We start from the raw sequence: 22,716 nt of genomic DNA on the forward strand, positions 1-22,716 counted from the left end.
ATGGGCAGTAGTAGTGGAACGAAAGTTGTTCAGCGGCGGTAACTTTCGCCGGACAGGAGACAGTCCTCCGGAGTGCCCTCCGCGAGTCGTCGATGCACCAGGGCATGATCCCCGATCGGATAGGCCGGGTCGAGCGTCGAAACAGGCCATGCCACAACGGATGTGGAGACCGGGCCGGGGCCGACCATCGGCGTATCGGTATCACGGTGCGGGAACAGGCAGCGAGCCACCTCGTCGACCGTGGTGTGCACGTCGCCGGTCGGGCTCGTCCACTGCACCCGGTCCGCATCGAGCCGGCGCACCTCCCACCGGGTCCGGTGCTGAACGGTGAGCAGCGCCAAGCGGGAATGATGGGAACACAACGTAAACCTTTGTCTGCTCGGCGAACTCGCGTGAGATCTCCGAGCGGTTGTACGGCGGTTGCCGCGGGCAAATGCGGATTCCCGGCTCGGTGATTCCGTTCCGAGTGCGACATCCCCATTCTTCGGGCTGCCGGCATTACCGTGCCGACTCGCGTCGGTATTGCCCGTGCTCCCCTCCGGTACGGGCAAGTCTGTTGTCACGGCGGGCATTACGCAGCCGGGGAATGCGCACAGGCCGTCGATCCGGGCGGCGGATTCGGCCACGGTGACCGATTCGCCCCGTTCGGCGAGCCGCCGCGCAAGCTCCGCGTCGATCGGCCCGTAGCCGGCCAGATAAGCGGGTTCCTCGCTGTCCCCGCTGAGGGCTTCGGCGCTGACACCGACCTGGATCAGCGGGCGGCGGTTCCTGGCTCGTCCGGAAATGTGCGGGGTACTGGGCGCAGTCGGCTCGGAAACGATTGCGGTGCAGCGTCTTCCGCGTCCACAGGCGCAGTCGAGCCGCTCCGACCCCTCGGCGAGCGCGACGAGTGCGTCGGCGCGGCGTTGCGGCATGGTGCGCGGGTCCTCGGGGCAGACCTCGTATGCCATGTCCCGCAGTCGCATCGCGACCGTTTGGGCCCCGTCCGCGGGCAGGAGCCCCGCCACGACCGCAGTGCCGTCCTGGACCGCGGTCAGTCGGATGTCGCGGCAGTCCTCGCGCTGTTCCCGCCGGCGCTGCTCGCCGGGGCCGTCCAGCCGGCTCAACCAGCGACGCGCGGTTTGCCGCAGTCGCGCCGGTGTGGTTCGTGCCGCGGCCTCGACCAGCGGAACTTCCACATCGGCGAGTAGATCGCTGGACAGTCCGCGGACGTTGTCGACGATCACCTGCACCCGCGACAGATCGATGCGGCCCGATCCGAACGCCTCCCGGGTACGCGGCAAGGTGTCCAGCGCCAGCCCGATATCGATCAGCGCGGCCGCGACCTGCTCGGAAACCTGTACCGCCATCGAGACCTCCGCGGCGGCGAACTCTCCCGCCCGCACCCCGCCCGGCCCGGGCGCGGCGTTGCCGGCGCGATGCCGCCGATACAACTCGCGCACCGCCCGCACCTCCGCCGCCTGTGCGAATGCCGCCGCCCCATGTGCCCGTCGCAGCGCATCGACCAGCCCCTCGTCGCTCATCGCCTGAAGCTCTCTGCCTTCGAACATGTGTTCGAGTCTATCGTTCGAACGTGTGTTCCACCACCCCTGTATGCAGGCGATTTGGTACGCCGAGTCCAGGTGGTGTAACTTCTTTCAAGCACGCGGGGAACACCCCCGGGGTGCGAAAATCTGGGGCTATGGCGCAGCTGGTAGCGCACCACACTGGCAGTGTGGGGGTCAGGGGTTCGAGTCCCCTTAGCTCCACCGCAACCGTGCAGGTCACGGCTATGATGCTAACGCGATTGAGCGTTCATCAACAAAGCCGATCAACACCTGCACGGTTTTTTGCGTTCACTGAGAGGCCGCGAGCAACCGTCGAGAGGTGTCGAACGGGCATCGAGCGGAGCTTTCGAACATGTCGAGTTTACGTATCGGGACCCGCCGCGACGGGTCCACCTACACGCAGATTCTCTTCCGCGAGTTCGACCCAGCGAAGGGCCGGAAGGTGCAGTCGTCGCTGTCATTCGACGAGCACGCTGACGCGGTCCGGTGGCAGAAGATTCTCGATCAGGTCGGGCCCGAGCAGACGCGAAAGATGCTCGCGGTCGAGGACACCGAGCGGGCCAAGGATGTCGTGACGCTCGCGACGTTCGCGCCGACCTACATCGCCGGCCGGACCGGCGTCGAGAAGGCCACCCGCGACCGCTACACGTCCTATCTGGAGAACGACATGGGCGCGCTCGCCGATCTGCCGCTTGAGGCGCTGTGCGCTGCCTCGGCGGACGAGAACAGTCCGGTGCAAGACTGGGTCAACGACATGGAGGCCGACGGCGCCAGCGGCAAGACGATCGCCAACAAACACGGATTCCTGTCCGGGTGCCTCAAGGCCGCGGTGAAGCGGCGCCTGATCCCGTTCAACCCGTGCGAGGACACAAAGTTGCCGCCGCGCCACTATGAACCATGTTTCCTCGAGCCCGAGGAATTCGATCTCCTGTACGACGCGGTCCCGAAGCGCTGGCGGCCGATGGTGCTGTTCCTCGTCACGACCGGCGTCCGGTACTCGGAGGCGACCGCACTGCACGTGCGCGACTTCGGTGCCGCCGTACTGGATTCCAACGGCGAACCCGAGTCCTACACCTGCCGTGTCGCCCGCGCGTGGAAATACACCGGCACCGCCGAGAAGCGCCTGGGCGGCCCGAAGTCGAAGCGCGGTATCCGCACGATCAATGTGCCGGCCGAGACCGTCGCGAAACTCGGGCTGGAGAACCGCGCGGCGGGCGAACTGCTGTTCCCGACGCAGAACGGCGGCCGCATCTCGTCGCAGCTGTTCCACAACAAGTGCTGGCGCACCGCGGTGGAAAAGTTGGCGGCCGAGGTCGGAAAGCGGCCCCGCCCACACGATCTACGGCACACCTGCGCGTCGTGGATGATCAACAACGGCGCTGAGCTGACCGACGTACAGGGCCACCTCGGGCACGAGTCCATCACGACTACCGTCGGCGTGTACGGACACCTCGACCGCCGATCGGGCAAGCGCGCCTCGACCGCGATCTCGAAGGCGCTGGTACGCACCGCGGTTCGCGGGGGAGCAGCTTAGGCGTCACAGTGCCACGGCCACCGGTGGCCGACTTCGACGCCGACGCGCCGGACTTCGGCCGCGGTGAGATTGGTGAGCCGGATGCGCAATGTCGGTAGGTCGACCCAAAGTTCCTCAGCGATCTCCGCCAGATTCCGCGGGTCGCTCCACGACAACGCATTCGCCAGATCGAGCAACGTGATGAGTCGGCGTGCTGCGAGTGCGCTCACCGTTCGCTCCTCGATCGCCGCGAGGCGTGGCTCTGCGGGAAGGGGCCCGCGTTCGAGATGAATGAGCTCGTGAGTGAGCGCGCAGCGGCGGGCCGCTTGACCGAGAGCGCGGTCGATGTAGATGCCGTCAGTGGTCCAGGATGCACGCCTGCCAGGGAGTTTGTGTAGGCAGGTGACCGGGATGTGTGGATAGCGGTCACGCGCGTGACGCCAGGGATGCCACCGAGTACCGGAATGTCCCATAAGGCCCGATTAGAACATGCGTTCGATCTTGGTAGCTAGAGATTGGCCCGAATTTCACTGATGGAATTCCGGCGTTTCCTGGCTAGTGGTGCATGATCTGTAGTAGCTGTTCGGCGGCGTGCGGCACGTTGTCGACGTCGACGATCTCTGCGACCTTAAACATCGGGGTAAGCATGGAGTCGCTGCCCATCTCGTCCACCGCCTCGCTTGAATAGAAGGCGATGAAGTTCTGTGCTGCACCAGCCGCCCGGGCAGCATTCGCCCTTGCGTAGAAGTCGTTAGCGATCATCTTCGCGTGGTCGACGGACACCTGATGTAGCTGGAGCCGGTCCATCAGATGCGTACGGCCGTTGACGTACCTGTAGTTGAATTTGACAGTGTCTTGCGGCTCGGCGGTGGTCTCCTCGCCCCAGCGCGCCGGTACCTCGATCTCTGGCTGAGGAATGATCTCCGCCAGGGTCAGCGCTTGTTCTACGCGGTTACGTAATAGCTTGGCCCAGGGCTCGTTCGAAATGGTCTCTCGCACAACAAGTTCTGAGTAGAGATGCGAGAGGACCTCTTTAGGCTCCCCAAAAAGCTCGGTGTATCCCCCAGGGACCACACGGAATTCTGCGGGATGTCGACGCTGGAAGCGGAACAGGTCATCGAGTTCGCCGCGCAAGATCCGGATGGTCAGATAGCCGACCCAAGCCTCATAGCCATCTTTCGACAGCTCGAACTTCCGCAGGGCACGGCCGTTGATGTGGCCGTCCTCGCTAACCGCATATAGCTTGAGTAGCCACTGACCATCTGCCCGCATCGCGACGCCGATGTTGCGTGGTTCTTTGCGTCGCATGTCGGGGATGTACTGGATCAGGTGCCACATCGCGTCCATCGTCAGCACCTCCTCAAGCCAGGATGTCGAGCTGCTCCACCGGACCCGTGCCGTCAGCCTTCTGGACAAACCTAGATACCAGTGACCCTATCCCGTTGCGTCGTCGGATAAGCACCTTCTTCAGGATGGCGGCACGTGCCTTTGTGATCAAGCCTCGATCGTTGGCCTCATTAAGCGCCAGGTCGACGACGACTTCAGACACGGAACGGACGTGCCTTACCCAGTACTGGACATCGTCGTTGTTGAGCGAGGCATCGCGGAAGCAGTGGTAGCCGAGCAACGGTGTCGGATGTGCGTGCAGGCTCTCGAATCGTTCCCCCTGCCGCCCTGCCAGTGCGTTCTCGTGATCGATCAACCACATTCCGAGGTTTTTGTGGAACAGAAAGTTGTCCTCGTGCCTGTCCTCGTTCAGCACCCAGCAGTCGAAGACCAACGCACCTGCGGCAGTTGAGCTATAGGTGGCGACGATCTCGGACAAGAGTGGCGGCGGCGGTGTTAGACCGGCATATTTGATCTGGGGAGTAGCCCAGCACAGCCGACGGTCGGGATGCGTGGCTACTTCGCCGGGAAGCACTGGTAGGCCGAGCGCAGCGGCGAGGCGAGAGCAGATCAGCTCGTTTGCGACCATGCATGGCATGTCACCGTCCTGAGCCTTAACGTGCACGGTGGCCTGCCCCCACCACGCCTCGAGGCTACCGCCGTGCTCGTCTGTGATGACGTCATATGACTGAATGTGAATGCCAGGCTGGTGATGCTTCATCGCCCCTCAAAGTCCTCGTCGTCTGCCCGATCCTCGATCCCATCCTCGTAGTCGTCGGGCGGGATGTCGGACTTGTCGTGTGCCCAGGCGGCGAGCTCGTTGGCGGGATTGAACGGTGGCATCGAGTCTCGGCGCGGGGGTGCAGCAGTCGACGTGAGCCTGGCGTTCCTGATCGCTGTCAACTTGTCTATATCGGCGCCGCCATCCGCTGAGGTTGGGATCTTGTCGACAACCACCAGTTCGACCAGATGGCGATCCTCGTTCAGGAACCCTTGTAAATCCTGCTCCGCCAAGTCGGCGCGGAAGGTCGACGGATTCGCGACTGCTAGGTACACGATCGTGCGAAACGCTGATTCGTCAGCGATTCCTTGCAGGACGAAGCTCATGGAGCCGGGATGTCGGCTGAGGATGTGTCCGACCTGTTGAGCCTCGGCGTCTCCGCCAATGGGGATGTTGCCATGCATCCAGCGTGGAAGGTTCATTGTGTAGACGCCGCGTGCGTCTTGCTTCGGGGGATCCGACCACCAACTTCGCAGCCAGGGCGTGTCATCTTCGCTGTATTCGGGGCCTGGGTCCCAAGGGGGAGTCCACGGCCTGCCCTGACGGCGGTCCTCATCCATTTCGAAGATTTCTGCTAGTTCATCCTCGGCCTCGTCGACGCTGATCTCGCGAGCATGGGCGTACTCATGCGTCAATCGTCGGGATTGCAGTTGAAGGCGTGCCCACTGGTAGTACAGCTCGGCGGTGTGCCGGGTTGCCTCATTCTGGGCGGCGAGGGCGGCGAACGCGACTTTCGGATCCACGCCGGCTAGGAACGCAATCGCCTTAAGGGTCTGGTCTGTTGGTGTTGAGGTGTACGTGCCACGGCGGATTCGGTTGAGGGTTGCGTGCGAGACCTCATAGCCGGCCTTCTGGGCAATATCGGCGAGCCGTCGGCCGGACGCGCCGTTATGGCGAGCAGAGGCTGTCTCGACCAGTTCGTCGAGCGTGGGCGTTTCGGTCATGGCGGAAACTGTTCCTCGTTCGTCATCGGTCGTGTCAGGCTCGCAAACAATCTCCATGACAAGTGGAACACGAGTCATGCGTGTTCAGGCTAGTCAATGACTACTTGTCACGTTGACAAGTAGGTGGCTCATGACACATGATCCACTTGTCACGCCAACGATTGGGGAGCAAGATGAACAAGCGAACTGCCCGCAAACGCCCGCCGACGCGACGAAAGGAGGTCTGGATGCAAGTCAAGGATGGTGGCCAGATCCGCCGGTGGCGAAAACAAAGACGCTTCAGCCAGCGCGAACTCGCATTTCTGGTGCGCCGGACCCAGAGCACGATCTACCTCATCGAGACCGGGAAACTTCGGTCTATCAGCGAGGACCTCGCAGTAGCTATCGCATCGAGGCTCGATGTCCCATGGGAGGACCTCTTCGAGGCTCATGAGGTTGAACCCATGGCCGCACTGACACATGACACACGAGCCGAGAGTCATCAGCTCACCGCGTAGACGAAACAACCCCCGACGAGTCCGGGGGTGGATGCGAGTTCAAGACCAGAAAGGAATCGTCGATGACGCACTCTGCCGCGCTCGACCTCACGGCAGCCGGGGCGCGCGACCAACGCAACGCACTGGCCATGCGGGTCGACGTGCTCGACAAGGTTGGCGTGCTGCGCACCTTGCCCGACGACTTGCACGTCATCACCGATATGGTCGCCGAGTTCTACCAGGTGGACCGGGAGACCGTTCTCACGGTCGTCAAGCGCAACCGCGACGAACTCGAAGACGATGGATTCCGCGTCATCGGCCGATCCGAAGTCACGTCCATTCTGAACGTGACTCCCGACCAGATCGGAATGTCCCGCACGGCGCCGAATATGAGCCTGTTTCCGCGCCGCGCGGTACTGCGTGTCGGCATGCTGCTGCGCGACTCCGCTGTCGCCCGCCGCGTCCGCGACATGCTGCTGGATATCGAGGCCGGGACACGTCCAGCGGCACTCACCGAGGACGAGATCATCCGCAACGCGGTCGCGATCCTCGATCGTCGCGTCGTTGCCCTCAGCGAGGAAAACCGTGCACTCACAGCAAAGGTCGCGGAGGACGCCCCGAAGGTCAACTACGTCGAGCTATACGTCGCTGACGCGGACCTGTTGAAGTTTCGGATCGTCGCGGCTGCAAACGATGTGGGGGAGGAGTGGCTGCGCGACCTCCTCGTTGCGAAGGGCTGGATCTACGTCGAGACCGAGTCGCGGTGGTCGAACCGGAAGGGCTGCATGGAGATTCGGCGCCGCTATTCCGCGTATGCCCATAAGCGGCAGTACTTCCGCCCCGTCGAGGTACATGAGGCTCCCCGTTTCCGGGGGGAGGTCATGCACACGCTCAAGATCACTCCAGTCGGCGCAGAGGCTATCTCGCGGCTGATCATCCGGGAGCGCGCGGCATGACAACTCCCACGGACCTCCGCCTATACACCGTTCCCGAAGTGGCTGAGCTCCTCGGACCACATGTCACCGACGAGTGGCTCACCAGGCAATTGCGTGCGCGGAAGATCCCCGGCCGCAAGGTCGGTCGGTACTGGATGCTGACCCGCGCCGATATCGAGGCCGCTATCGAATCGATGGCGCGCCCCGTCATCGCTCCGAAACCGGATCCCTCCGGGCTCTCTCGCGGTAGCCGCCGCGCCCTAAACCGGCGGATGGGGGCGTGATGGCTGACCTCAACTTGTTCGCAGCGTTTGTCACTGGCTCCGTGATGTATGCGTACGCGGGGCTCGTATTGCTCGCCGCTGCAATGGGTTTCGCCGAATCGTCCCTGTGCGGGATGCGGTCGCCCAGCGCGGGTGCAGATTCCCTCGCGCTGGGCTGACCGACCAACCCAATTCCCGGCGTTGCGTGAGCTCTCACCTCGCACATCGCCATCAAGAAATAGGAGCATATCCGATGGGTAGACATCACGTGGTTTCCCAATCCCGTTGGGGCACACTGCTGCGCCGCATCACCGGCCGCCGCCCCGCGCAGCACGCCTACGACCCCGGCACCCAGCTGCTGCGGGCACTCGTTCCGCCGCCCACCGAGAACCCGGCGGTCGCCGAACTGTTCGACCCGCCGACCGACAAGCTGCCGATCTACGCGCCGGAGGTGCCGTCGTGCTGATCAATCACGGTGTCGACACCATCACCCCCCTCGCCGCGGCCCCCGACCTCACTCTCGCGGTCGAGTTCCAAGCCGGACCCGGATTCCTGATCACCTCCGACGCCGCGCTGCACCTCGCGCAGCAGCTGCTCGCCGCGCTCACCGACGCCGGCAAGCTGCCGCCGCCGAACCTCGACGACATCACCGCGGTCAACGTGCTCGCCGAAGCCGCCGACGACTTGCGGTTCCTCGGGCACCTCGACCTGGCCGACCGGCTGCGGCACGTCATCCGCAGCCGATTCGCCGCGGTGCCTCGCCACGATCTCGACGTCGCGGTTGCGCAGCACCTGATCGGCGGTGCCCGGTGATCATCTTCGGACACGCCTACACCATCGCTGGCCTGCTGTTCCTCGTCGCTGTCGCTTACGGCCTGGCGCAGAACGCTATTCGCGAGCGCAACGCAGACCGCAACGCGCGACCGGCCGAAACCCGGCGCCGCCAGGCGGCGCCGTCCATCGAACCGCACCAAGACAGAAAGGCCGCGTGATGGCCGAATGGCGACAGGACGCGCTGTGCCGCGCCGATCCCGACCCTGACGTGTTCTATCCGGACCCGAGCGACCAGTCGCGTGCGCTCGACGCGAAAGCGTTGTGTGTGGTTTGCCCGGTGCGACGCGCATGTGCGGAGGACGCCGCCGACCGCCACGAAAGATTCGGAATCCACGGCGGATTCCGAACCGATGACCCCGACGAATGGGAACGACTGCACGTCTATATCGGTCGCCCGGTGCCGCCCCGCCGCACTCCCGAGCAACAGGCTGTCCGCTGCTCGCAATGCGGCACGGAATTCGTCGCGCGCGAGCCTGATGTCGACCAGTGCGGGCCCTGCAAACGCGGGTTGGTACCCGCTGAACCGTCTATCGCGCGGGTCCGGGAACTGCGCGACGCCGGATGGAAGTTCGGCGAGATCGCAGCTGCGGCGGGCGTGAGCTACTCGACCGTGCAGAGCCTTCCGCGGCCCGGTCGCGAATGGGTGAGCGCAGATGCCGAGAAGCGAATCCTCTCGATCGAGGTCGCGCCCGAGCAGGCAGGGGCGGCGTGATGGCCCGATACCGAGACCTCGACAAATGCGCCGAGGACGCGCTCGCGCTGTGCTCGCGGGTGCGGGAAAGCCCGCCGCAGCACACCTACCGCGTCCTCGCGCACCAGTGCCTCCGCGACCCCGAACGCATGGCGCAACTGCTCATGACGCTCGCCGTTTTCGTCGACCCCGTGACCGCCACTACGGGCGACCTCGCGCGGACCGTCGGCCGGATCACCGCGCCGGCCGCGCAAGCCACCCAGCGAAATCAGGAGACACCGTGACCGACTCGCCGATCGTGAGCGCCGCAGACCAGCACAGGATGCAAGCCAAGGCGGCCCTGCACCGCGCGCCGAATCTGGCTGACAGGGCAGCAATCAGCACGCAAGCCACTGCGCACGCATTGCTGGCGATCGAAGCACGCCTCGGCGAGCTGGTCGAGGAACAGCGGATTCGGACCGCGCTCGGAATCGTCGGGATCGCGAGCGACAGCAGCGCCGCCGGAATCGAGTGCGCCTACGTTCTCGCCCGCAGCGTCGCCGATATCGGTGTCCGCGGCATCGCCGACCTCGCCGACGAAATCGCGCGGGCGCATCGCACCGGCGACACCGTCGCCGACGCCACCGACGACCCGGGGGAGAGCAACGCATGATCACGGTGGTTTGGTTGTGCGGCACCGGCTTCGGCGACCGCATCGACGGCATATCGCAGGTGTTCGCCGACTGCCTCGACCCGACGCGGTTCGAATTCCAGCCCGTGCCGTACCCGGCCGACTACGGCACCCGCCTGTCGTACGCCGAGTCCGTGGCCCGTGGCCGGTTCGCTCTCGCGTCCGCGATCCGCAACGCCCCCGGCCGCGTCGTGGCTGGCGGCTACAGCCAAGGCGCCGGGATCGCCGGCGATGTGGTCGCCGAAATAGGTCGCGGCGAACGGCCCGGACTCGAGGTCGACGCGTGCGCGCTGATCGCCGACCCACGCCGCCCGCGGCTGACCGGCCTGCCGGATACGGCACCGGCACCCGGATATGGCGTGAGCGACGAGCGGCCCGTCGATGGCATCCCAGCCTACTGGGCCGCCGCACCGGGCGATCCGATATCGGCTCTGCCCGCGGGCAATCCGCTCCGCGGTGTCGCCGACGTGTCGGAGTACTTCACGATCGCCTCACCGGCCGACGCGGTGAAGTGGGGCGAGGATCTCGTTGCCCGCGCGAAGGCCTGCCGCTGGCAGCGCTGGTGGTCGCTGGAGAACTGGCGCGACTGGGGCGGCGCAATCGAGTACGCGTGGAACTACCTGCAGCCGCCGGTCGGCGGTGGCCGCCACACCGCCGCCTACATCGAGCTCGGGATCGCCGCCAGGCTCGCCTCGACGATCAACCGGACGGTGCGCGAGTGAGGCCACCGTTCCCGTATTTCGGCGGCAAAATGTCGGTCGCAGAACGCATCGTCGACCTCCTGCCGCCGCACGGCCATTACGTCGAGCCGTTCGCGGGCTCGCTGTCGGTGCTTCTGGCGAAGGCACCGAAGCCGTTCGAAACGGTCAACGACCTTCACCAGGAACTCATGACGTTCTGGCGGGTGCTGCGCGACCGGCCGACCGAGCTGGCCCGCGTGTGTGCCATGACCCCGCATTCCCGTGCCGAGTACGCCGCCGCCGTTGACCTCGCCACCGAGGACGAACTCGAATGTGCCCGGCGCGTGTGGGTTCGCTTGTCGCAGTCCCGGTCGGCGACGCTGCGGCGCACCGGATGGCGGCACTACGTCGACCCCGCCGGGTGTTCGTCGTCGATGCCGGGCTACCTCGCCGGCTACGTGCAGCGGATCGCCGCGGCGGCCGACCGACTGCACTCGGTGAGTCTGGAATGCCGCCCGGCACTCGAGGTGATCGAGTCCTACGGCCGGTCGCGTGAGGTGTGCCTGTACGTCGACCCGCCGTATCTCGGATCGACACGCAACGGCACGAACTACGCGCACGAGATGCCGGCAGCGGCCGACCACGAGCAGCTGATCGAGGCATTGCTGCGCGCCCGTGCCGCGGTCGTGCTGTCCGGCTACGCCTCCGAGCTATACGACACCGCGCTCGCCGGGTGGTCCCGCGTGGAGATCTCGACATTCAACGGCAACGCCAATAGCGGCACCCGGACCGAGATCGTGTGGTCGAACCGCGAGATCGGCCATCCCACATTGAATTTCGAGGAGGTGCTGTAGTGGCACGCGACCACGCCCGCATATGGCTGTCGATCTGGGAAGACGACGATTTCCGGGCGCTGCCGAAAGAGTCGCAGCACCTGTATTTCGTGCTGCTCACCTCGCCGAGCCTCAGCTATGCCGGCATCGTCGATTGGCGACCCGGCCGGATCGCGAAGAACGCCGCCGGCTGGAAGGCCGACGAGGTGCGCTCCGCGGCGGGCCCGCTGATTCGCGGGCTGTACATCCTCGTCGACGAGGACTCCGAAGAGGCGCTCCTGCGCACCTTCATCCGGCACGACGGGCTCATGAAGAACCCGAACATGGCGGTGTCGATGGCGCTGGCGTTCGCTGATGCTGCGTCGCCGGAGTTGCGGGGCGTGATCGTGCACGAGCTGAGGCGGCTGCACGAGTCCGACCCGGACCTCAAAGGGTGGGCGAAGGTGGCGACTCTGCTCGACCGCAAGGCGATCGATCCCGCGACTTACCCTCTCGGTTGCCCCTCCCCGGAAGGGGTCGAAAACGGTGTCTCCGAACCCTTCCCGCAGGGGGTCGGTTACCCCCTAACGGAAGGGGTTCCGCAGGGGGTTCCATCAGGGGTCGGTCAGCCCGTCGATTACCCCCTCGATCATGGGCTCGCTCAGCCCGTCGACCAGCCCGAAACCGAACCCGTCGAACAGGGGATCCCGCAGGGGGTCGGCTCCCTACCAGCTCCTGCTCCAGCTCCTTACTCCAGCTCCATTGGGGGTTACGTAACAGGGGAACGTCACCAGGCGACCGCGCCCGAAAGCATCGACCCCCCACCGCGATACCACCCCGGCCACGACAGCGGATACGTGACCGACTGCGTCGACTGCGAACGCACCGGGCAGGTCTACGAACGGTGGGTAACGCTGCGCCTGGCCGACACCGAACCGCCCCGCGTCTGCTCCCGCCACCCCGAGGGCACGCTCAACGCCTGCCGTGACTGCGCCACCAAGCGCACGGAAAACGACCAGTGGCACCGCGACCGTCGACACCGAGCCGCGGTGCGTGAATCCGCAGAGGCTCGCAAGGCCGCCGACGAACGCGCCCGAGCGATCGCCAACTGCGGCATGTGCGACGAGACCGGCTGGGACCGCACCCGCAATCGCTCGTGCGACCACGACCCGAAGGCGGCCGAGATCGACCGCGACGGCGCCCGCAAGGCCCGAATCGCGATCTGCCGCATGTGCGACGAGACCGGCCACCGCGCCGACGGCACCGAGTGTGACCACCGCAAGCCCACAGCGCCCGCCAACGGCTTGCCCTTGTCCGCCCCCGCGGACACCCCCGATCGCGAGCCCACGGCCCGCACAGCCCCCGAAAGGACCCACGCCGATGCGTGACACAGCCCAGAACCCCGACGCCATGCTCCGGGCCATGGTGCTCGTCGGCACCGCCCTCGCAGCCGTGACCGAACTCCTCGACCCCGAACCGCAGCAACCGCCGGTCGAACCCGCCAAGCCTGCCGCCGTCGATCCAGTCACCGAGTGCCGCGACGCGCTCGAGCTCGCCGCATGGTCCGCCAGCGACCACCTCACCGCCCACGCGCACGGACTTACCGCCGAATGCACTTGCGGCTGCGGACAGGTCGAGACGGTCGTCGGTCCTGATGTCCCGAACGCCGGCGCCGTCGCCGGACTCGCCGCGGTGGCGACGAACAACCTTGCCGCCGTGCTCGACCGGCTCGCTGACGCCGAAGCCGAACGCGACCAGGCTGTTCGCGAGGCCGACGGCGATCGGCAACTCGTCGATGTGCTGCGCGCCCAGCGGCGGGAAGCGCACGAGCGGCTGCGCGCGACCCGCGCGCACGCCCACGAACTGCACGCCGTGATCGCCGACCACGAACAGACGATCGTTGCGGCGCAATCGCGCATCGCGGAACTGCAGTACGCCCGCGACGCCCGCCTGGCCGAGCTGAACGCGGCACGTGCCTCCCGCGCCGAGGCCCAGCTCGCCGACATCCGCGCTCTCGCAAGCGGATGGGCCGAACAGGGAGTCGGCTCGTATGCCATCACCGCGCAGACCGCCTACCGGCGTGATGCCGGCCGCGAGATCCTCGCGATCCTCGACCGCGACGAAACCACCGCCAAGGGCGGCGCCGCGAAGGCGGCCGACGGTGAGTGATCCGATCAAGCCCGGCGACATCTTCCGCGACCAGCGTGGTCGCTGGCTGCTCGTCGACACCATCGTCGACCAGTCCGCAATCCTGACCGTGGTCGCGCAGCAGATCGGCGACCGCATCGTCGCCCCGATGCGTGGCACGAGCATGGCGCTCGACCGGCTCGTGAAACTCGACCGCGTCGACACCGCACCGGAACCGTCCGGCCCGGACTTCGCCGCCATCCACATCGACCGCACCAACCAGACCGTGCGACTCGGCGACGGCCCCGAACTCCCGTACCACATCGGCAGCTCCGGCCCCCGCATCAAGTTCGCCGACGACCGCACGGCCACGGTCACCATCACCTTCCGCACCGGCACCGTCTTCGAATTCGAAGGCGCCCGCCGCGACCCCGAGGGGGCGAACACCGATGCGTGACTGGGCTACATACCTGCGACAGGCGCCGGTCGGCACCGTCGTCTCGGATCGTGACGGCGACATCTGGACCAAACGCAACGGCAGCGCAAGCGAGGTCAGCTGGATCCGTACCGGCGGCGGCTGGGCAGGCCCCGCGGACATGGTGCGCTACGCACCCTTCAAGCCCCAGCAGATCACCGTGACGCGGCCGGACCCGAACAACCCGACGCCGGCGCTGATCGAGGCTGCCTACATCGCACAGGACGATCTGTCGAAACCGCCCGAGCAGTGGTCGATTCGGGCCGCGGCGGAAGTGATCAACGCCTACATCGACGCGCAGGGACACACCGAGGTGCACGTGCTCGGCCACCTGAGAGCGAGCCGATCGTGAGCGACATCCCAGAAGCGTTGGAACGCATTGAATCCACGCTCGCCGACATGATCGACGCCTACGCCGTCATGCGCGAGAAGTATGTCCGCAACCCCGCGGACTTCCATTCCCTGGCCGGCGGCGACCGCGACATCGCGCTCGAGGTGTGCGGAATCCGGCAGGCCGCCTACCTGATTCGGAACCACCGCGACGAAACCTCCGGAATGAGCCTGCCCACGTGGCTGCACGACGAGTGGGCAGCGAAAGAACGCGCGGTATCCGACCTACTCACAGCACTCGCCACGAAAGAGGCCGACCATGCCTGACACCAAAACCACCTGGACTCAGCAGGAACTCGTCGACGAGGCGCGGCGCCGATTCGGCGACGACCATTGGACTTGGGCGTTCCGCTGCCCGAGCTGCGGCGACATCGCGACCGCGCGCGATTTCCAGAATGCCGGGGCCGCCCCTGAACTCATCGGCCAGGAATGCATCGGCCGGCACCTCGGCGCATTGACGGGTCCGCCCACGACCGATGCCGGTAAGTCAATCGCCACGCGCGGATGCGACTGGGCCGCCTACGGCCTGTTCTCGGGCCCGTGGTCGATCGTCATGCCCGACGGCCACAAGGCGCCGTCGTTCCCGCTCGCCGAGGTGGGCGCCAATGCCTGAGCAGACACCCGAACCGCGCGACCTGGTCGCCGACGGACACATGGCGCTGAGGCTGGCGAAGGCCGGCGCATTCAACGTCTACGGCTGGGCTGGGGAGCACCTTCCCGCTTTCCTGGCCGAACTCGAGACCGCCCGCGCCCGCATCGCCGAACTGGAAGCGGCGCAGCGTGAACCGGTCGGCTACGTGGTCGGGCACCAGTACGACGACGCGACGCTGCTGGAGTTCGAACCGACGCACGTCGACCCGTTCGGCGACCGCGCTCGCGCGTACGGCTCTCGCGGCGAGGCCGAGGCCTTCGCCGCCAAGTGCGGACCACACGACCGCCGCACCGAGTTCGAGGTGTACGAGCTGCGGAAGGTGGTCGGCGATGAGTAGCACCGAACGCCCCGCCCTGGCCGACGTGATCGCCTCCGCGATCGAGTACGCCGCCGCGGCTGGCTTCGACGTCCGCGAGATCACCCCGGACGACTTCGCGCTCCAGCGCAGCCCCGACGGCTGGTCGCACGCCACGCATGTCGGCATCGAGTTCGTGATCACCGCGACCATCGACCCCGATGGTCTCGCCTGGACGAACGCCGGCGACATCGACTGGCGCGACCAGGACGACGACGAGGATTGCGACGACGGCGAGGGCGAGGACGACGAGGACGGCCTGATCAACGTGTACCTGCCCGGCGTCGCACCGGCGGGCGCCACGTTGCCCCCACCCGAGCAAATCGAGAACGCACTGCGCGCTGCCGCCGTCCGCGACGAGAACGGCGTCATCCGCCGACGCCGCGACGGGCTGTACATCGCCGCGGCTGACGTGACTGCCGAACAGCTCACAGCCACCATTGCTGCGCTGTTCCCTGGCGAGTCTCGGCGCGAACGCTCGCACCGAGAGCTCTACCAGCTCGCGATCGAACTGCTCGAATCCGAAGCGGCCGAGGCGGTGACTGTCAATGCCTGACCGCTACGGCGATGAACCCGCCGAACGCTGCTGCCGGAACGGCTGGCTCACACCGGAAGACGCCGATGTGCAACAGCCGTGCCCGATTCACCGCCCGCCGCGCACCCACACCGGCACCGACTACGAACCGACCCGACTCAGCGACCGCGCCCGCGCTGCGATCGAGAAAGCCGACGGCGATGAGTGAGCCGACCGAAAGCGAGACCGGCCAGTGCCCGCGCTGCAGCGGCACGTTCGCGTTGACGAAAACACGCACGATGGCGCCGCACTACCCGCCAAACGCGCAGCAGGGCACCGATGTTCGCATGGCGCGGTGCCCGGGCAGCGGTGAGGCGCCCCTCGACGATCAACAGCCGATCTGGAGGTGACCGCATGGTTGAGCTGCTGTTCGCGCTGATCCTGCTCGTCGCGCCCGTCGGCGCTACCCGCGTCGGCTGCCACCTGACCATCGGCGCTGTGTGGCTGGTCTACCGCGCCGCCCAGCTAATCAAACGATGGACGCAACGGGGCGTCCGGAGAGAGGAGCACCGGTCATGGACACCTACTACCAGGACGAGCGCGCCGCGATCTACCAGGGCGACGCGCTCGCCATCCTCGCGGAGTTACCCAGCGGGTCGGTCGACGCCGTGATCACCGACCCGCCCTACAGCTCTGGCGGCATGATGCGCGACGACCGAGCCGGAAGCGTACACAACAAGTACGTGCAGTCCGCGCAGGTCGCCCGCGGGACCGGCGGCGCGGCGCTGCCCGAATTCTCCGGCGACAACCGCGACCAACGCGGCTACGGATACTGGTGCTCGCTGTGGCTGTCGGAGTGCCTGCGCGTCGCCCGCCCCGGCGCGGCGATCGCGCTGTTCACCGACTGGCGGCAGCTCCCGCTCACTACCGATGTCCTGCAAGCCGGCGGGATCGTGTGGCGCGGCATCGTGCCCTGGTACAAGCCCAACGGCCGCCGCAACATGGGCCGATTCGCGAACCTCTGCGAGTACGTCACGTGGGGCACCGCAGGCCCCCGCGCGCAGGACTTCATCGGCGACAAGGCGCTGCCCGGATTCTTCCAAGTGAACACGCCCCGCACGCGCGAGCACATCACGCAGAAACCGGTCGAGATCATGCGCGAGATCGTGAAGATCGCGCCCGCTGGCGGCACCGTGCTCGACCCGTTCGCTGGATCCGGCACGACCGGCGTCGGTGCCCTGCTCGAGGGCCGCCGATTCGTCGGCATCGAACAGGTCCCGCACTACGCCGAGGTCGCCGCGCGCCGCTGCCGCCTCGTCCAGTTGCGCGCCGACGAGTCCGGAGACCAGGCTGGTTTCGACTTCACTGCTGGCGCTGGCGATTCGGAAACCGTCGAGGGCCCGGACGGCAGGGCGGCGGAATGAGCAGCGGACAGCGGCCACGATGGCCGGCGTACTTCCCGCGCATGAAAGACCGCGGTCGCTACCGCCGCCGCGGTGTCCGGATCGTGCTCTACGACGGGCACGGCGAGCCGATCTGGCCGCCCGTGCTGCTGCTCGACGGGGAGCCGCTTCGGATTCGGTTCGACAAAGGCGCCACGATCCGGTTCACCGGTTGTGCTTTCGACCGCACGCTCGACACGCGGCACGGCATGTGGATCGAGAGCGAACATGCCTGAAACCGAGACCCACGCGGCCACGATTACGCTGCCCTGGTCCGCGCCGCCGCTGTCGATGAACGACTCTGGTGCTACCCGGGGCGCCGTGTTCGCGAAGGCGCGCAAGATCAGCGAAATCCGGCTCATCATGATCGGTCTCGCGCGCAAGGCGAAACTGCCGAAGGGCGTCGAGCGGGCCACGATCACGCTGCACTACCGGCCGCGCGACAACCGGCCGCGGGATTCGATCAACCTCGCCCCGACCGTCAAGGCGATCGTCGACGGACTCACACCGCAGAAGTCCGTCAAGACCAGCCGCGGATTCAACGTCCACCCCGGATATGGGTTCGTCGTCGACGACAACACCCGCCACGTGTCCACACCCGAACCGATCATCCATCCCCCGGAGCGCGGCAAAACCGGCGCGCTCTGGCTCGAAATCGCCTGGGAGGCATGACCATGTGGACCGCGAACGAACTCATCTCGTACGAAACGCAAGTACTCGTGCCGATCGTCGTCGCCGAGCTCGGCGCCGCCGCATACGACAAGACCGGCGGACTCTCGACCGCCGGATGGGCACGGCTGCGCGAGCTGCACCAAACCCACAACCCCGAAGGAGACATCGACACTATGACCGACACCCAGATCGCCCACAGCTGCAGCACATTCGAGCAGATCGCCACCGACGGCACCGTGCTGCGCGCGCAAGTCGGCAGCGGACTGCACGGCGTCACCACCGGCGCCGACGACCGCGACGAGATGGGCATCTGCATCGAGCCACCCGAATACGTCATCGGCAACGCCCAGTTCGAACAGTTCCAGTGGCGCAGCAAGCCCGAGGGCGTGCGGTCCGGGCCCGGCGACCTCGACCTTGTCATCTACTCGCTGCGGAAGTGGTCGAGGCTTGCCGCGCAGGGCAACCCGACCGTGCTGCTGTTGCTGTTTGTGCCCGACGCCGAGATCGTCGAGCGCACCGACATCGGCGCAGACCTGCAAGCCCACCCCGAACGGTTCCTGTCGCGCCAGGTAGCGGCCCGGTTCGGCGGATACCTGAAATCGCAGCAGAATCAGCTCCTCGGGCTGAGGGCGAAGAAGCACACCAACCGCCCCGAACTGGTCGACGCGTACGGGTTCGACACGAAATTCGCGTACCACATGATCAGGCTCGGACTGCAGGGCGTCGAGCTCCTCACCACCGGCCGCATCACGCTGCCGATGCCCGAACCCGACCGCACGTGGCTCACCGAGCTCCGCAACGGCGAGCACACGAAAGACGAAGCGCTCGACCGCGCGAACGCACTGCTCGACCAGCTGCACACGCTCGCTGACACCGCCGATCTGCCCGCGCGCCCCGACCGCTCGGCGCTCGACCGCTGGCTGACCAACACGTACATGCAGTCCTGGACCGAACGGGGGATGCTGTGACCCAGAACGGCGATATCTACTTGTCGACCACCGGCCAACCCGGCGAATTCGACTACTTGTGCACTGTGAACGGCGCGACCCCGCAAATCGGTCTGCGGTGGGCAGGCAGCCGGCAGTACCGCGCCGGTCGCATCCTCACCACCGACAGTGGCGCGATCCACGCGCTCGCGATTCGGCCGATGCAGCCCGCGTGGGTGGTATGGGACGACATGTATCTGCGGATCACGGACTACCACATCGCGAAGGACGCGCCGCACACGATCGGATGTAGCCAGGGCGGCCCGTTCGGATACGCCGAGATCGACGGAAAACCGGTCGCGCTCATCGTGGTTGAGCCGTCGCCGCCGAGCGCGGCGCTCGATTGGTTCCCCGTCGAGCGGGCCCGCACGATCCGCGACTACCTCGGCGAGCCGGGCGATCACCTCGTCATGGTGCCCGACGACAGCAACCCGGGCCACCTCGTCACCTGCGACCCGTGGGCGCCCGAATTCGTCCGCGAGGGCGCGTGAGCGTGCCCGCCCCCGAACGGTTCGCACCGCGGTCGATATGCCCACGGTGCGAACGGTTCGACCTTCACAGCCTGCGCGCGCCGCGACCCAAACCGCGCCGCGGGCCCGTGCGTGTGTTCCCGGACGGGAGCGAGCTGCACCGATGGGACGGGATGACCGGACCCGACGAATCCATGTACGAAGTCATCCGCACCTGCCGGTGCGGCCACGAATGGGGCCAGATATGACCAAGGCTGATGTTCGGTGCGCCAGCTGCAAAGCCGCCGTGCCCGACAACCTCACGCTGTGCCAGCGGTGCGGCACCGACATCGTCGCCGATCTGCTCACCGTGCCCGCGCTGCTCGCCGAGCTCGCGGTCACCCGGGCAGGGCAAGCGAAATTCAACGGCGAACGCACCGGCGGCCGATCCGCCGAGACACCACTACCGATCCGGCCCACCAAGGGCCGCACCGCACTCGGGCTGTTCGCCGCCGACGTCGCGATCCAAGGCGACAACACGATCGCCCGACTCAGCACCGCGGTCGGGCAGTGGGCGCGGCTACTGGCCGAACACCACCGCGTCGATATCCCGATCGGCGCCCCCGGCCTCGTGCAGCTCGTCGCCAACGGCCGCGCCCGCGCCTATCTCCCCGAAACGTCCTCAGCGTGGCAGCCCACCGGCCGCACCACCGCCCGCGACCACACCGCCACCACCGCGACCCTCACCCGCGTCGACAAGGACGGCAACCGGCACTACCGCGTATCGCGCCGCAACGCCGACGCGCTCACCTCACCGGCCACCGCGATCGAGCAGGCCGCTATCTGGCTCGCCTGCCACCCGCTCGACCTCCGACGATTCGACACCGCCGGCGACCTCGCGTCCGACATCCACAAGGCGCTGAAACAGATCCGCGCCACCATCGACCGGCCGCGCGAGCCGCGGCAGATCGGACCGTGCCCCGACTGTGGTGTCGAGCTACTTGCACACCCCGACGAAGACGGCCAGCTACCAGCGTGGGTGCGCTGCAGCGAGTGTGGCGCGCAGCAGCACGTCCACACCGTCATGCAGGACGCGCTCGACTCAATCCGCAACCGGCTGTTCACAGTGCTCGAAATAGTGCGCATCACAGCGCAATTCGGCGAGCCTATTGCGAAACGCACCCTGCACCGGTGGGCGCAGGAGAACCGCGTCGAGGCCCGCGGCTACCTGCACACCGACAAGCAGTACGGCACCCGAATCACCGATCACCCCGTCCATCCGCGCGACCCGCGCGTCTACCGGCTCGGCGACGTCCTCGACGTCGCACAACGCGACGAGGAAGGATCAGCAGCATGACCGGCACGGGGGAGCGGCGAATCTTCGAGTCGCGGTGGGTGGCACCAGGTTCGGTCAGTACAATCGCCGGGTGAGCGCACCGGAGATGGTTCTGGAGTACATCAACGCCCTCAAATGGTGGGTACTCGCCGCCGGTGGCCTTTTTGTCTTCCGGAGCGCCATCTCGAAGCTTCTCAGCGAAATCACCTCGGGCGATATGAATTTCGGAAGCCTCGCCAAGTTCTCATTCAACCGCCAGGTCACTGACGCCGAGAAAGAGGCAGGCGCCCTCAGCAAGGCGGCGGCAGACAGTAAGCCGGCCGACGGCACCGCCGAACTGTCTGTTACGGCCACGATGACCGCCGAAGCCGAAGTGTCCAAGCCTATCGAGGTTCCGGCGTTGGACGAGGCGAAGCTGAGAGTGCACGCCCGTGTACCGATGTTCCCCCGGCCCGGCGCGGCTGCTGCTGCTGCGTTGACCATCGAAGAACGGCGGGCGGCCGAACGCCATCTCCTGCTCTTGCGCGCGTTCTCGCGGATGAAGGTCGATGAGGCATGGTTCCGCAAGGCCAAGACCGATCCTGCGCTTGCACTCGTCAACTCTGGTAAGAGACTCTTCGGCCTCCTGGCCCGCAGCGATGATCCCGACCCGTGGGAACTTCCCGAGCTATGGCCGGAAACCCCCGCGAACATAGTCGAGGTGTTGCAACAGTTGCATCGCCTGTGGATCAGCGCCAAGACGGAGCCGAGCCGCGTAACGCTGAACGCGGCATATGGGTATCGGAATGCAGCCTGCGATTGGGCTGGCGCGTACGCCGACTTCCTGGACGGTGCGCTGGCCGGAGTCGTGCGGCTGGGGACGCGCATGCTGTTGTCGGAGCTCAAGAGCGACGGAACGATCAAACGCCAGTTCGATTACACCATCGCCATTGACAGCGCCGCCGATCCCAAAAATACGCGCTATGCCTCGAGCCTGCCTGCAAGCCAGGCTCTGCTCGGCCACATAGTTGGCGACATCGTCGACACCACCATCGACGGCAAACCTGTGAAGGTTCGTATCCAAGCCGTCACCACAACCCGTCCCTGAACGTTAGGCGCTGTTGCACGCGGGCACCGTCCTCGTGAGCGACACTCCGCGGTTATGTGACACCTGCAGAGAAGACCCAGTCGGGCCAGGTGGAGTCATGTGCCCTGACTGCTTCACCCGTATCGCCCACACAGCAAGAAACGACCCGTGCGGATGGGTAGACGACAACTCGCGCTAAAGCGCGTCAGCCGATGCCAAAGTAGGGAACATCCGCAATCGGAACGGCCTGATAGTTCGGTGGGCGATGCAACGTCTTCTGCAGCCAGGATCGCGGACGCTCGTCCGACGCAACGTAGATGTGCTTCGGCAGACTCGCTCCACTGATGGCCGCCATCGTGAACACGTGGCCATCCTTGGATCCGGAGCCGACCGCGATCGTTGCGTTGTATGGCAAATTGGAATGCTGGCAGGGGATCCGGGACGCGTCGATAGACACTCCAGTGATGTCGTGGTCGGACACATTGACCAGCCGATACTTGGTATCCGACGCCTTTACCACTCGCCACACTGGGCCTCTAGCTATCCGGTTCTGCTCGCGCGCTGCATGAGCCTGGATCCGCGCGTAGGCCGCGCTGACGCAAGAGACGACAAGGGCGAGAAGGGAAACCGCCAAAGCGGCGCCAACCATCGGTTCTCCTCTCAATAGTTACGTCCGCGGTGAGCCCCCGTGGTGTGATATCTACCCGGAACTCGCGGAAG

At 66.3% G+C, this 22,716-nt stretch carries 34 protein-coding genes and 1 tRNA gene; 29 read left to right on the top strand and 6 right to left on the bottom strand.

From position 1 onward, the window contains the following. Positions 1-29: 29 nt before the first annotated feature. Entirely contained in the window at positions 30-1,550 is a 1,521-nt protein-coding gene (locus NE2_RS25590; protein ID WP_084494329.1) for a DUF222 domain-containing protein, read from the bottom strand. 125 nt (positions 1,551-1,675) lie between these two features. Between NE2_RS25590 and NE2_RS25595 the strand changes: the two genes are divergently transcribed. Both NE2_RS25595 and NE2_RS25600 read left to right on the top strand, forming a co-directional pair. Continuing rightward, positions 1,676-1,748 (top strand) — tRNA-Ala (locus NE2_RS25595). Positions 1,749-1,866: 118 nt separating this feature from the next. Next, positions 1,867-3,081, top strand: coding sequence for a tyrosine-type recombinase/integrase (locus NE2_RS25600; RefSeq protein ID WP_146165180.1), 1,215 nt, complete (start codon positions 1,867-1,869; stop codon positions 3,079-3,081). Here the strand turns inward: NE2_RS25600 and NE2_RS37285 are convergent. The 4 genes from NE2_RS37285 to NE2_RS25620 form a co-directional block, all read right to left on the bottom strand. Next, on the bottom strand, positions 3,078-3,290 hold the full coding sequence (locus NE2_RS37285; RefSeq protein WP_174553979.1) for a hypothetical protein: 213 nt from the start codon (positions 3,288-3,290) through the stop codon (positions 3,078-3,080). The two genes, NE2_RS25600 and NE2_RS37285, sit on opposite strands and share 4 nt — an antisense overlap. A 325-nt stretch (positions 3,291-3,615) precedes the next feature. Next, entirely contained in the window at positions 3,616-4,407 is a 792-nt protein-coding gene (locus tag NE2_RS25610) for a hypothetical protein (protein ID WP_146165181.1), read from the bottom strand. Between the two features lie 13 nt (positions 4,408-4,420). Then, entirely contained in the window at positions 4,421-5,167 is a 747-nt protein-coding gene (locus tag NE2_RS25615; protein WP_063030136.1) for a hypothetical protein, read from the bottom strand. Then, positions 5,164-6,249: a hypothetical protein gene (locus NE2_RS25620; RefSeq protein WP_146165182.1), complete on the bottom strand. Its 1,086-nt coding sequence runs from the start codon at positions 6,247-6,249 to the stop codon at positions 5,164-5,166. Before NE2_RS25620 ends, NE2_RS25615 begins: the two co-directional genes overlap by 4 nt. 149 nt (positions 6,250-6,398) lie before the next feature. On the opposite strand from NE2_RS25620, the gene NE2_RS25625 reads away from it, so the two are divergent. The 27 genes from NE2_RS25625 to NE2_RS25760 all read left to right on the top strand — a co-directional run bounded on the left by NE2_RS25625 (position 6,399) and on the right by NE2_RS25760 (position 22,017). After that, positions 6,399-6,668 (top strand): helix-turn-helix transcriptional regulator, encoded by a 270-nt coding sequence (locus NE2_RS25625; RefSeq protein ID WP_063030140.1) that lies wholly within the window; start codon positions 6,399-6,401, stop codon positions 6,666-6,668. Positions 6,669-6,730: 62 nt separating this feature from the next. Further along, on the top strand, positions 6,731-7,603 hold the full coding sequence (locus tag NE2_RS25630; RefSeq protein ID WP_063030142.1) for a phage antirepressor KilAC domain-containing protein: 873 nt from the start codon (positions 6,731-6,733) through the stop codon (positions 7,601-7,603). After that, a complete protein-coding gene (locus NE2_RS25635; RefSeq protein WP_084494330.1) occupies positions 7,600-7,866 on the top strand; it encodes a helix-turn-helix domain-containing protein in 267 nt (88 codons plus the stop codon). Before NE2_RS25630 ends, NE2_RS25635 begins: the two co-directional genes overlap by 4 nt. Before the next feature lie 232 nt (positions 7,867-8,098). Beyond that, positions 8,099-8,311, top strand: coding sequence for a hypothetical protein (locus NE2_RS25640; protein ID WP_146165183.1), 213 nt, complete (start codon positions 8,099-8,101; stop codon positions 8,309-8,311). Then, positions 8,305-8,658: a hypothetical protein gene (locus NE2_RS25645; protein WP_063030148.1), complete on the top strand. Its 354-nt coding sequence runs from the start codon at positions 8,305-8,307 to the stop codon at positions 8,656-8,658. The genes NE2_RS25640 and NE2_RS25645 overlap by 7 nt, the downstream gene beginning before the upstream one ends. Further along, positions 8,655-8,837, top strand: coding sequence for a hypothetical protein (locus NE2_RS25650; protein ID WP_063030150.1), 183 nt, complete (start codon positions 8,655-8,657; stop codon positions 8,835-8,837). The genes NE2_RS25645 and NE2_RS25650 overlap by 4 nt, the downstream gene beginning before the upstream one ends. Then, positions 8,837-9,391 (top strand): WhiB family transcriptional regulator, encoded by a 555-nt coding sequence (locus NE2_RS25655; protein WP_063030152.1) that lies wholly within the window; start codon positions 8,837-8,839, stop codon positions 9,389-9,391. Before NE2_RS25650 ends, NE2_RS25655 begins: the two co-directional genes overlap by 1 nt. Next, entirely contained in the window at positions 9,391-9,654 is a 264-nt protein-coding gene (locus NE2_RS25660; RefSeq protein ID WP_063030154.1) for a hypothetical protein, read from the top strand. Before NE2_RS25655 ends, NE2_RS25660 begins: the two co-directional genes overlap by 1 nt. Next, entirely contained in the window at positions 9,651-10,022 is a 372-nt protein-coding gene (locus tag NE2_RS25665) for a hypothetical protein (protein ID WP_063030156.1), read from the top strand. Before NE2_RS25660 ends, NE2_RS25665 begins: the two co-directional genes overlap by 4 nt. Beyond that, complete coding sequence (locus tag NE2_RS25670; protein ID WP_063030158.1) at positions 10,019-10,762, top strand: alpha/beta hydrolase family protein; 744 nt, start codon at positions 10,019-10,021, stop codon at positions 10,760-10,762. The genes NE2_RS25665 and NE2_RS25670 overlap by 4 nt, the downstream gene beginning before the upstream one ends. After that, positions 10,759-11,574, top strand: a complete 816-nt coding sequence (locus NE2_RS25675; RefSeq protein WP_063030160.1) for a DNA adenine methylase — start codon at positions 10,759-10,761, stop codon at positions 11,572-11,574. The genes NE2_RS25670 and NE2_RS25675 overlap by 4 nt, the downstream gene beginning before the upstream one ends. Next, a complete protein-coding gene (locus NE2_RS25680; RefSeq protein ID WP_063030162.1) occupies positions 11,574-12,920 on the top strand; it encodes a hypothetical protein in 1,347 nt (448 codons plus the stop codon). Before NE2_RS25675 ends, NE2_RS25680 begins: the two co-directional genes overlap by 1 nt. Beyond that, on the top strand, positions 12,913-13,701 hold the full coding sequence (locus NE2_RS25685; protein ID WP_146165184.1) for a hypothetical protein: 789 nt from the start codon (positions 12,913-12,915) through the stop codon (positions 13,699-13,701). Before NE2_RS25680 ends, NE2_RS25685 begins: the two co-directional genes overlap by 8 nt. Continuing rightward, positions 13,694-14,116, top strand: a complete 423-nt coding sequence (locus NE2_RS25690; protein WP_063030166.1) for a hypothetical protein — start codon at positions 13,694-13,696, stop codon at positions 14,114-14,116. The genes NE2_RS25685 and NE2_RS25690 overlap by 8 nt, the downstream gene beginning before the upstream one ends. Further along, on the top strand, positions 14,109-14,486 hold the full coding sequence (locus NE2_RS25695) for a hypothetical protein (RefSeq protein ID WP_063030168.1): 378 nt from the start codon (positions 14,109-14,111) through the stop codon (positions 14,484-14,486). Before NE2_RS25690 ends, NE2_RS25695 begins: the two co-directional genes overlap by 8 nt. Further along, positions 14,483-14,791, top strand: a complete 309-nt coding sequence (locus NE2_RS25700; protein ID WP_146165185.1) for a hypothetical protein — start codon at positions 14,483-14,485, stop codon at positions 14,789-14,791. The genes NE2_RS25695 and NE2_RS25700 overlap by 4 nt, the downstream gene beginning before the upstream one ends. Beyond that, the gene (locus tag NE2_RS25705; RefSeq protein WP_063030172.1) at positions 14,784-15,137 is read left to right on the top strand and encodes a VVA0879 family protein; all 354 of its coding nucleotides are present in this window, start codon (positions 14,784-14,786) and stop codon (positions 15,135-15,137) included. Before NE2_RS25700 ends, NE2_RS25705 begins: the two co-directional genes overlap by 8 nt. Next, positions 15,130-15,513: a hypothetical protein gene (locus NE2_RS25710; protein ID WP_063030174.1), complete on the top strand. Its 384-nt coding sequence runs from the start codon at positions 15,130-15,132 to the stop codon at positions 15,511-15,513. The genes NE2_RS25705 and NE2_RS25710 overlap by 8 nt, the downstream gene beginning before the upstream one ends. A gap of 25 nt (positions 15,514-15,538) precedes the next feature. Further along, complete coding sequence (locus tag NE2_RS25715) at positions 15,539-16,087, top strand: hypothetical protein (protein ID WP_146165186.1); 549 nt, start codon at positions 15,539-15,541, stop codon at positions 16,085-16,087. Beyond that, on the top strand, positions 16,080-16,274 hold the full coding sequence (locus NE2_RS25720) for a hypothetical protein (RefSeq protein ID WP_063030178.1): 195 nt from the start codon (positions 16,080-16,082) through the stop codon (positions 16,272-16,274). Before NE2_RS25715 ends, NE2_RS25720 begins: the two co-directional genes overlap by 8 nt. A 346-nt stretch (positions 16,275-16,620) precedes the next feature. Continuing rightward, positions 16,621-17,469 (top strand): DNA-methyltransferase, encoded by an 849-nt coding sequence (locus NE2_RS25730; protein WP_063030182.1) that lies wholly within the window; start codon positions 16,621-16,623, stop codon positions 17,467-17,469. Between the two features lie 41 nt (positions 17,470-17,510). Next, positions 17,511-17,723, top strand: a complete 213-nt coding sequence (locus NE2_RS25735) for a hypothetical protein (RefSeq protein ID WP_106958424.1) — start codon at positions 17,511-17,513, stop codon at positions 17,721-17,723. Next, positions 17,716-18,159 (top strand): hypothetical protein, encoded by a 444-nt coding sequence (locus NE2_RS25740; RefSeq protein WP_063030187.1) that lies wholly within the window; start codon positions 17,716-17,718, stop codon positions 18,157-18,159. Before NE2_RS25735 ends, NE2_RS25740 begins: the two co-directional genes overlap by 8 nt. Then, a complete protein-coding gene (locus NE2_RS25745) occupies positions 18,156-19,127 on the top strand; it encodes a DNA polymerase beta superfamily protein (protein ID WP_233429880.1) in 972 nt (323 codons plus the stop codon). Before NE2_RS25740 ends, NE2_RS25745 begins: the two co-directional genes overlap by 4 nt. Next, positions 19,124-19,636 (top strand): hypothetical protein, encoded by a 513-nt coding sequence (locus NE2_RS25750; RefSeq protein ID WP_063030189.1) that lies wholly within the window; start codon positions 19,124-19,126, stop codon positions 19,634-19,636. The genes NE2_RS25745 and NE2_RS25750 overlap by 4 nt, the downstream gene beginning before the upstream one ends. 223 nt (positions 19,637-19,859) lie before the next feature. Continuing rightward, entirely contained in the window at positions 19,860-20,951 is a 1,092-nt protein-coding gene (locus NE2_RS25755) for a hypothetical protein (RefSeq protein ID WP_146165187.1), read from the top strand. Positions 20,952-21,021: 70 nt separating this feature from the next. Continuing rightward, entirely contained in the window at positions 21,022-22,017 is a 996-nt protein-coding gene (locus NE2_RS25760) for a GreA/GreB family elongation factor (protein WP_146165188.1), read from the top strand. Positions 22,018-22,201: 184 nt separating this feature from the next. On the opposite strand, the gene NE2_RS25765 is transcribed toward NE2_RS25760, so the two are convergent. Then, positions 22,202-22,645: a hypothetical protein gene (locus tag NE2_RS25765; RefSeq protein ID WP_146165189.1), complete on the bottom strand. Its 444-nt coding sequence runs from the start codon at positions 22,643-22,645 to the stop codon at positions 22,202-22,204. Positions 22,646-22,716 lie beyond the last annotated feature (71 nt).

Source organism: Nocardia elegans NBRC 108235, assembly GCF_001612845.1.
GTDB lineage: Bacteria > Actinomycetota > Actinomycetes > Mycobacteriales > Mycobacteriaceae > Nocardia > Nocardia nova.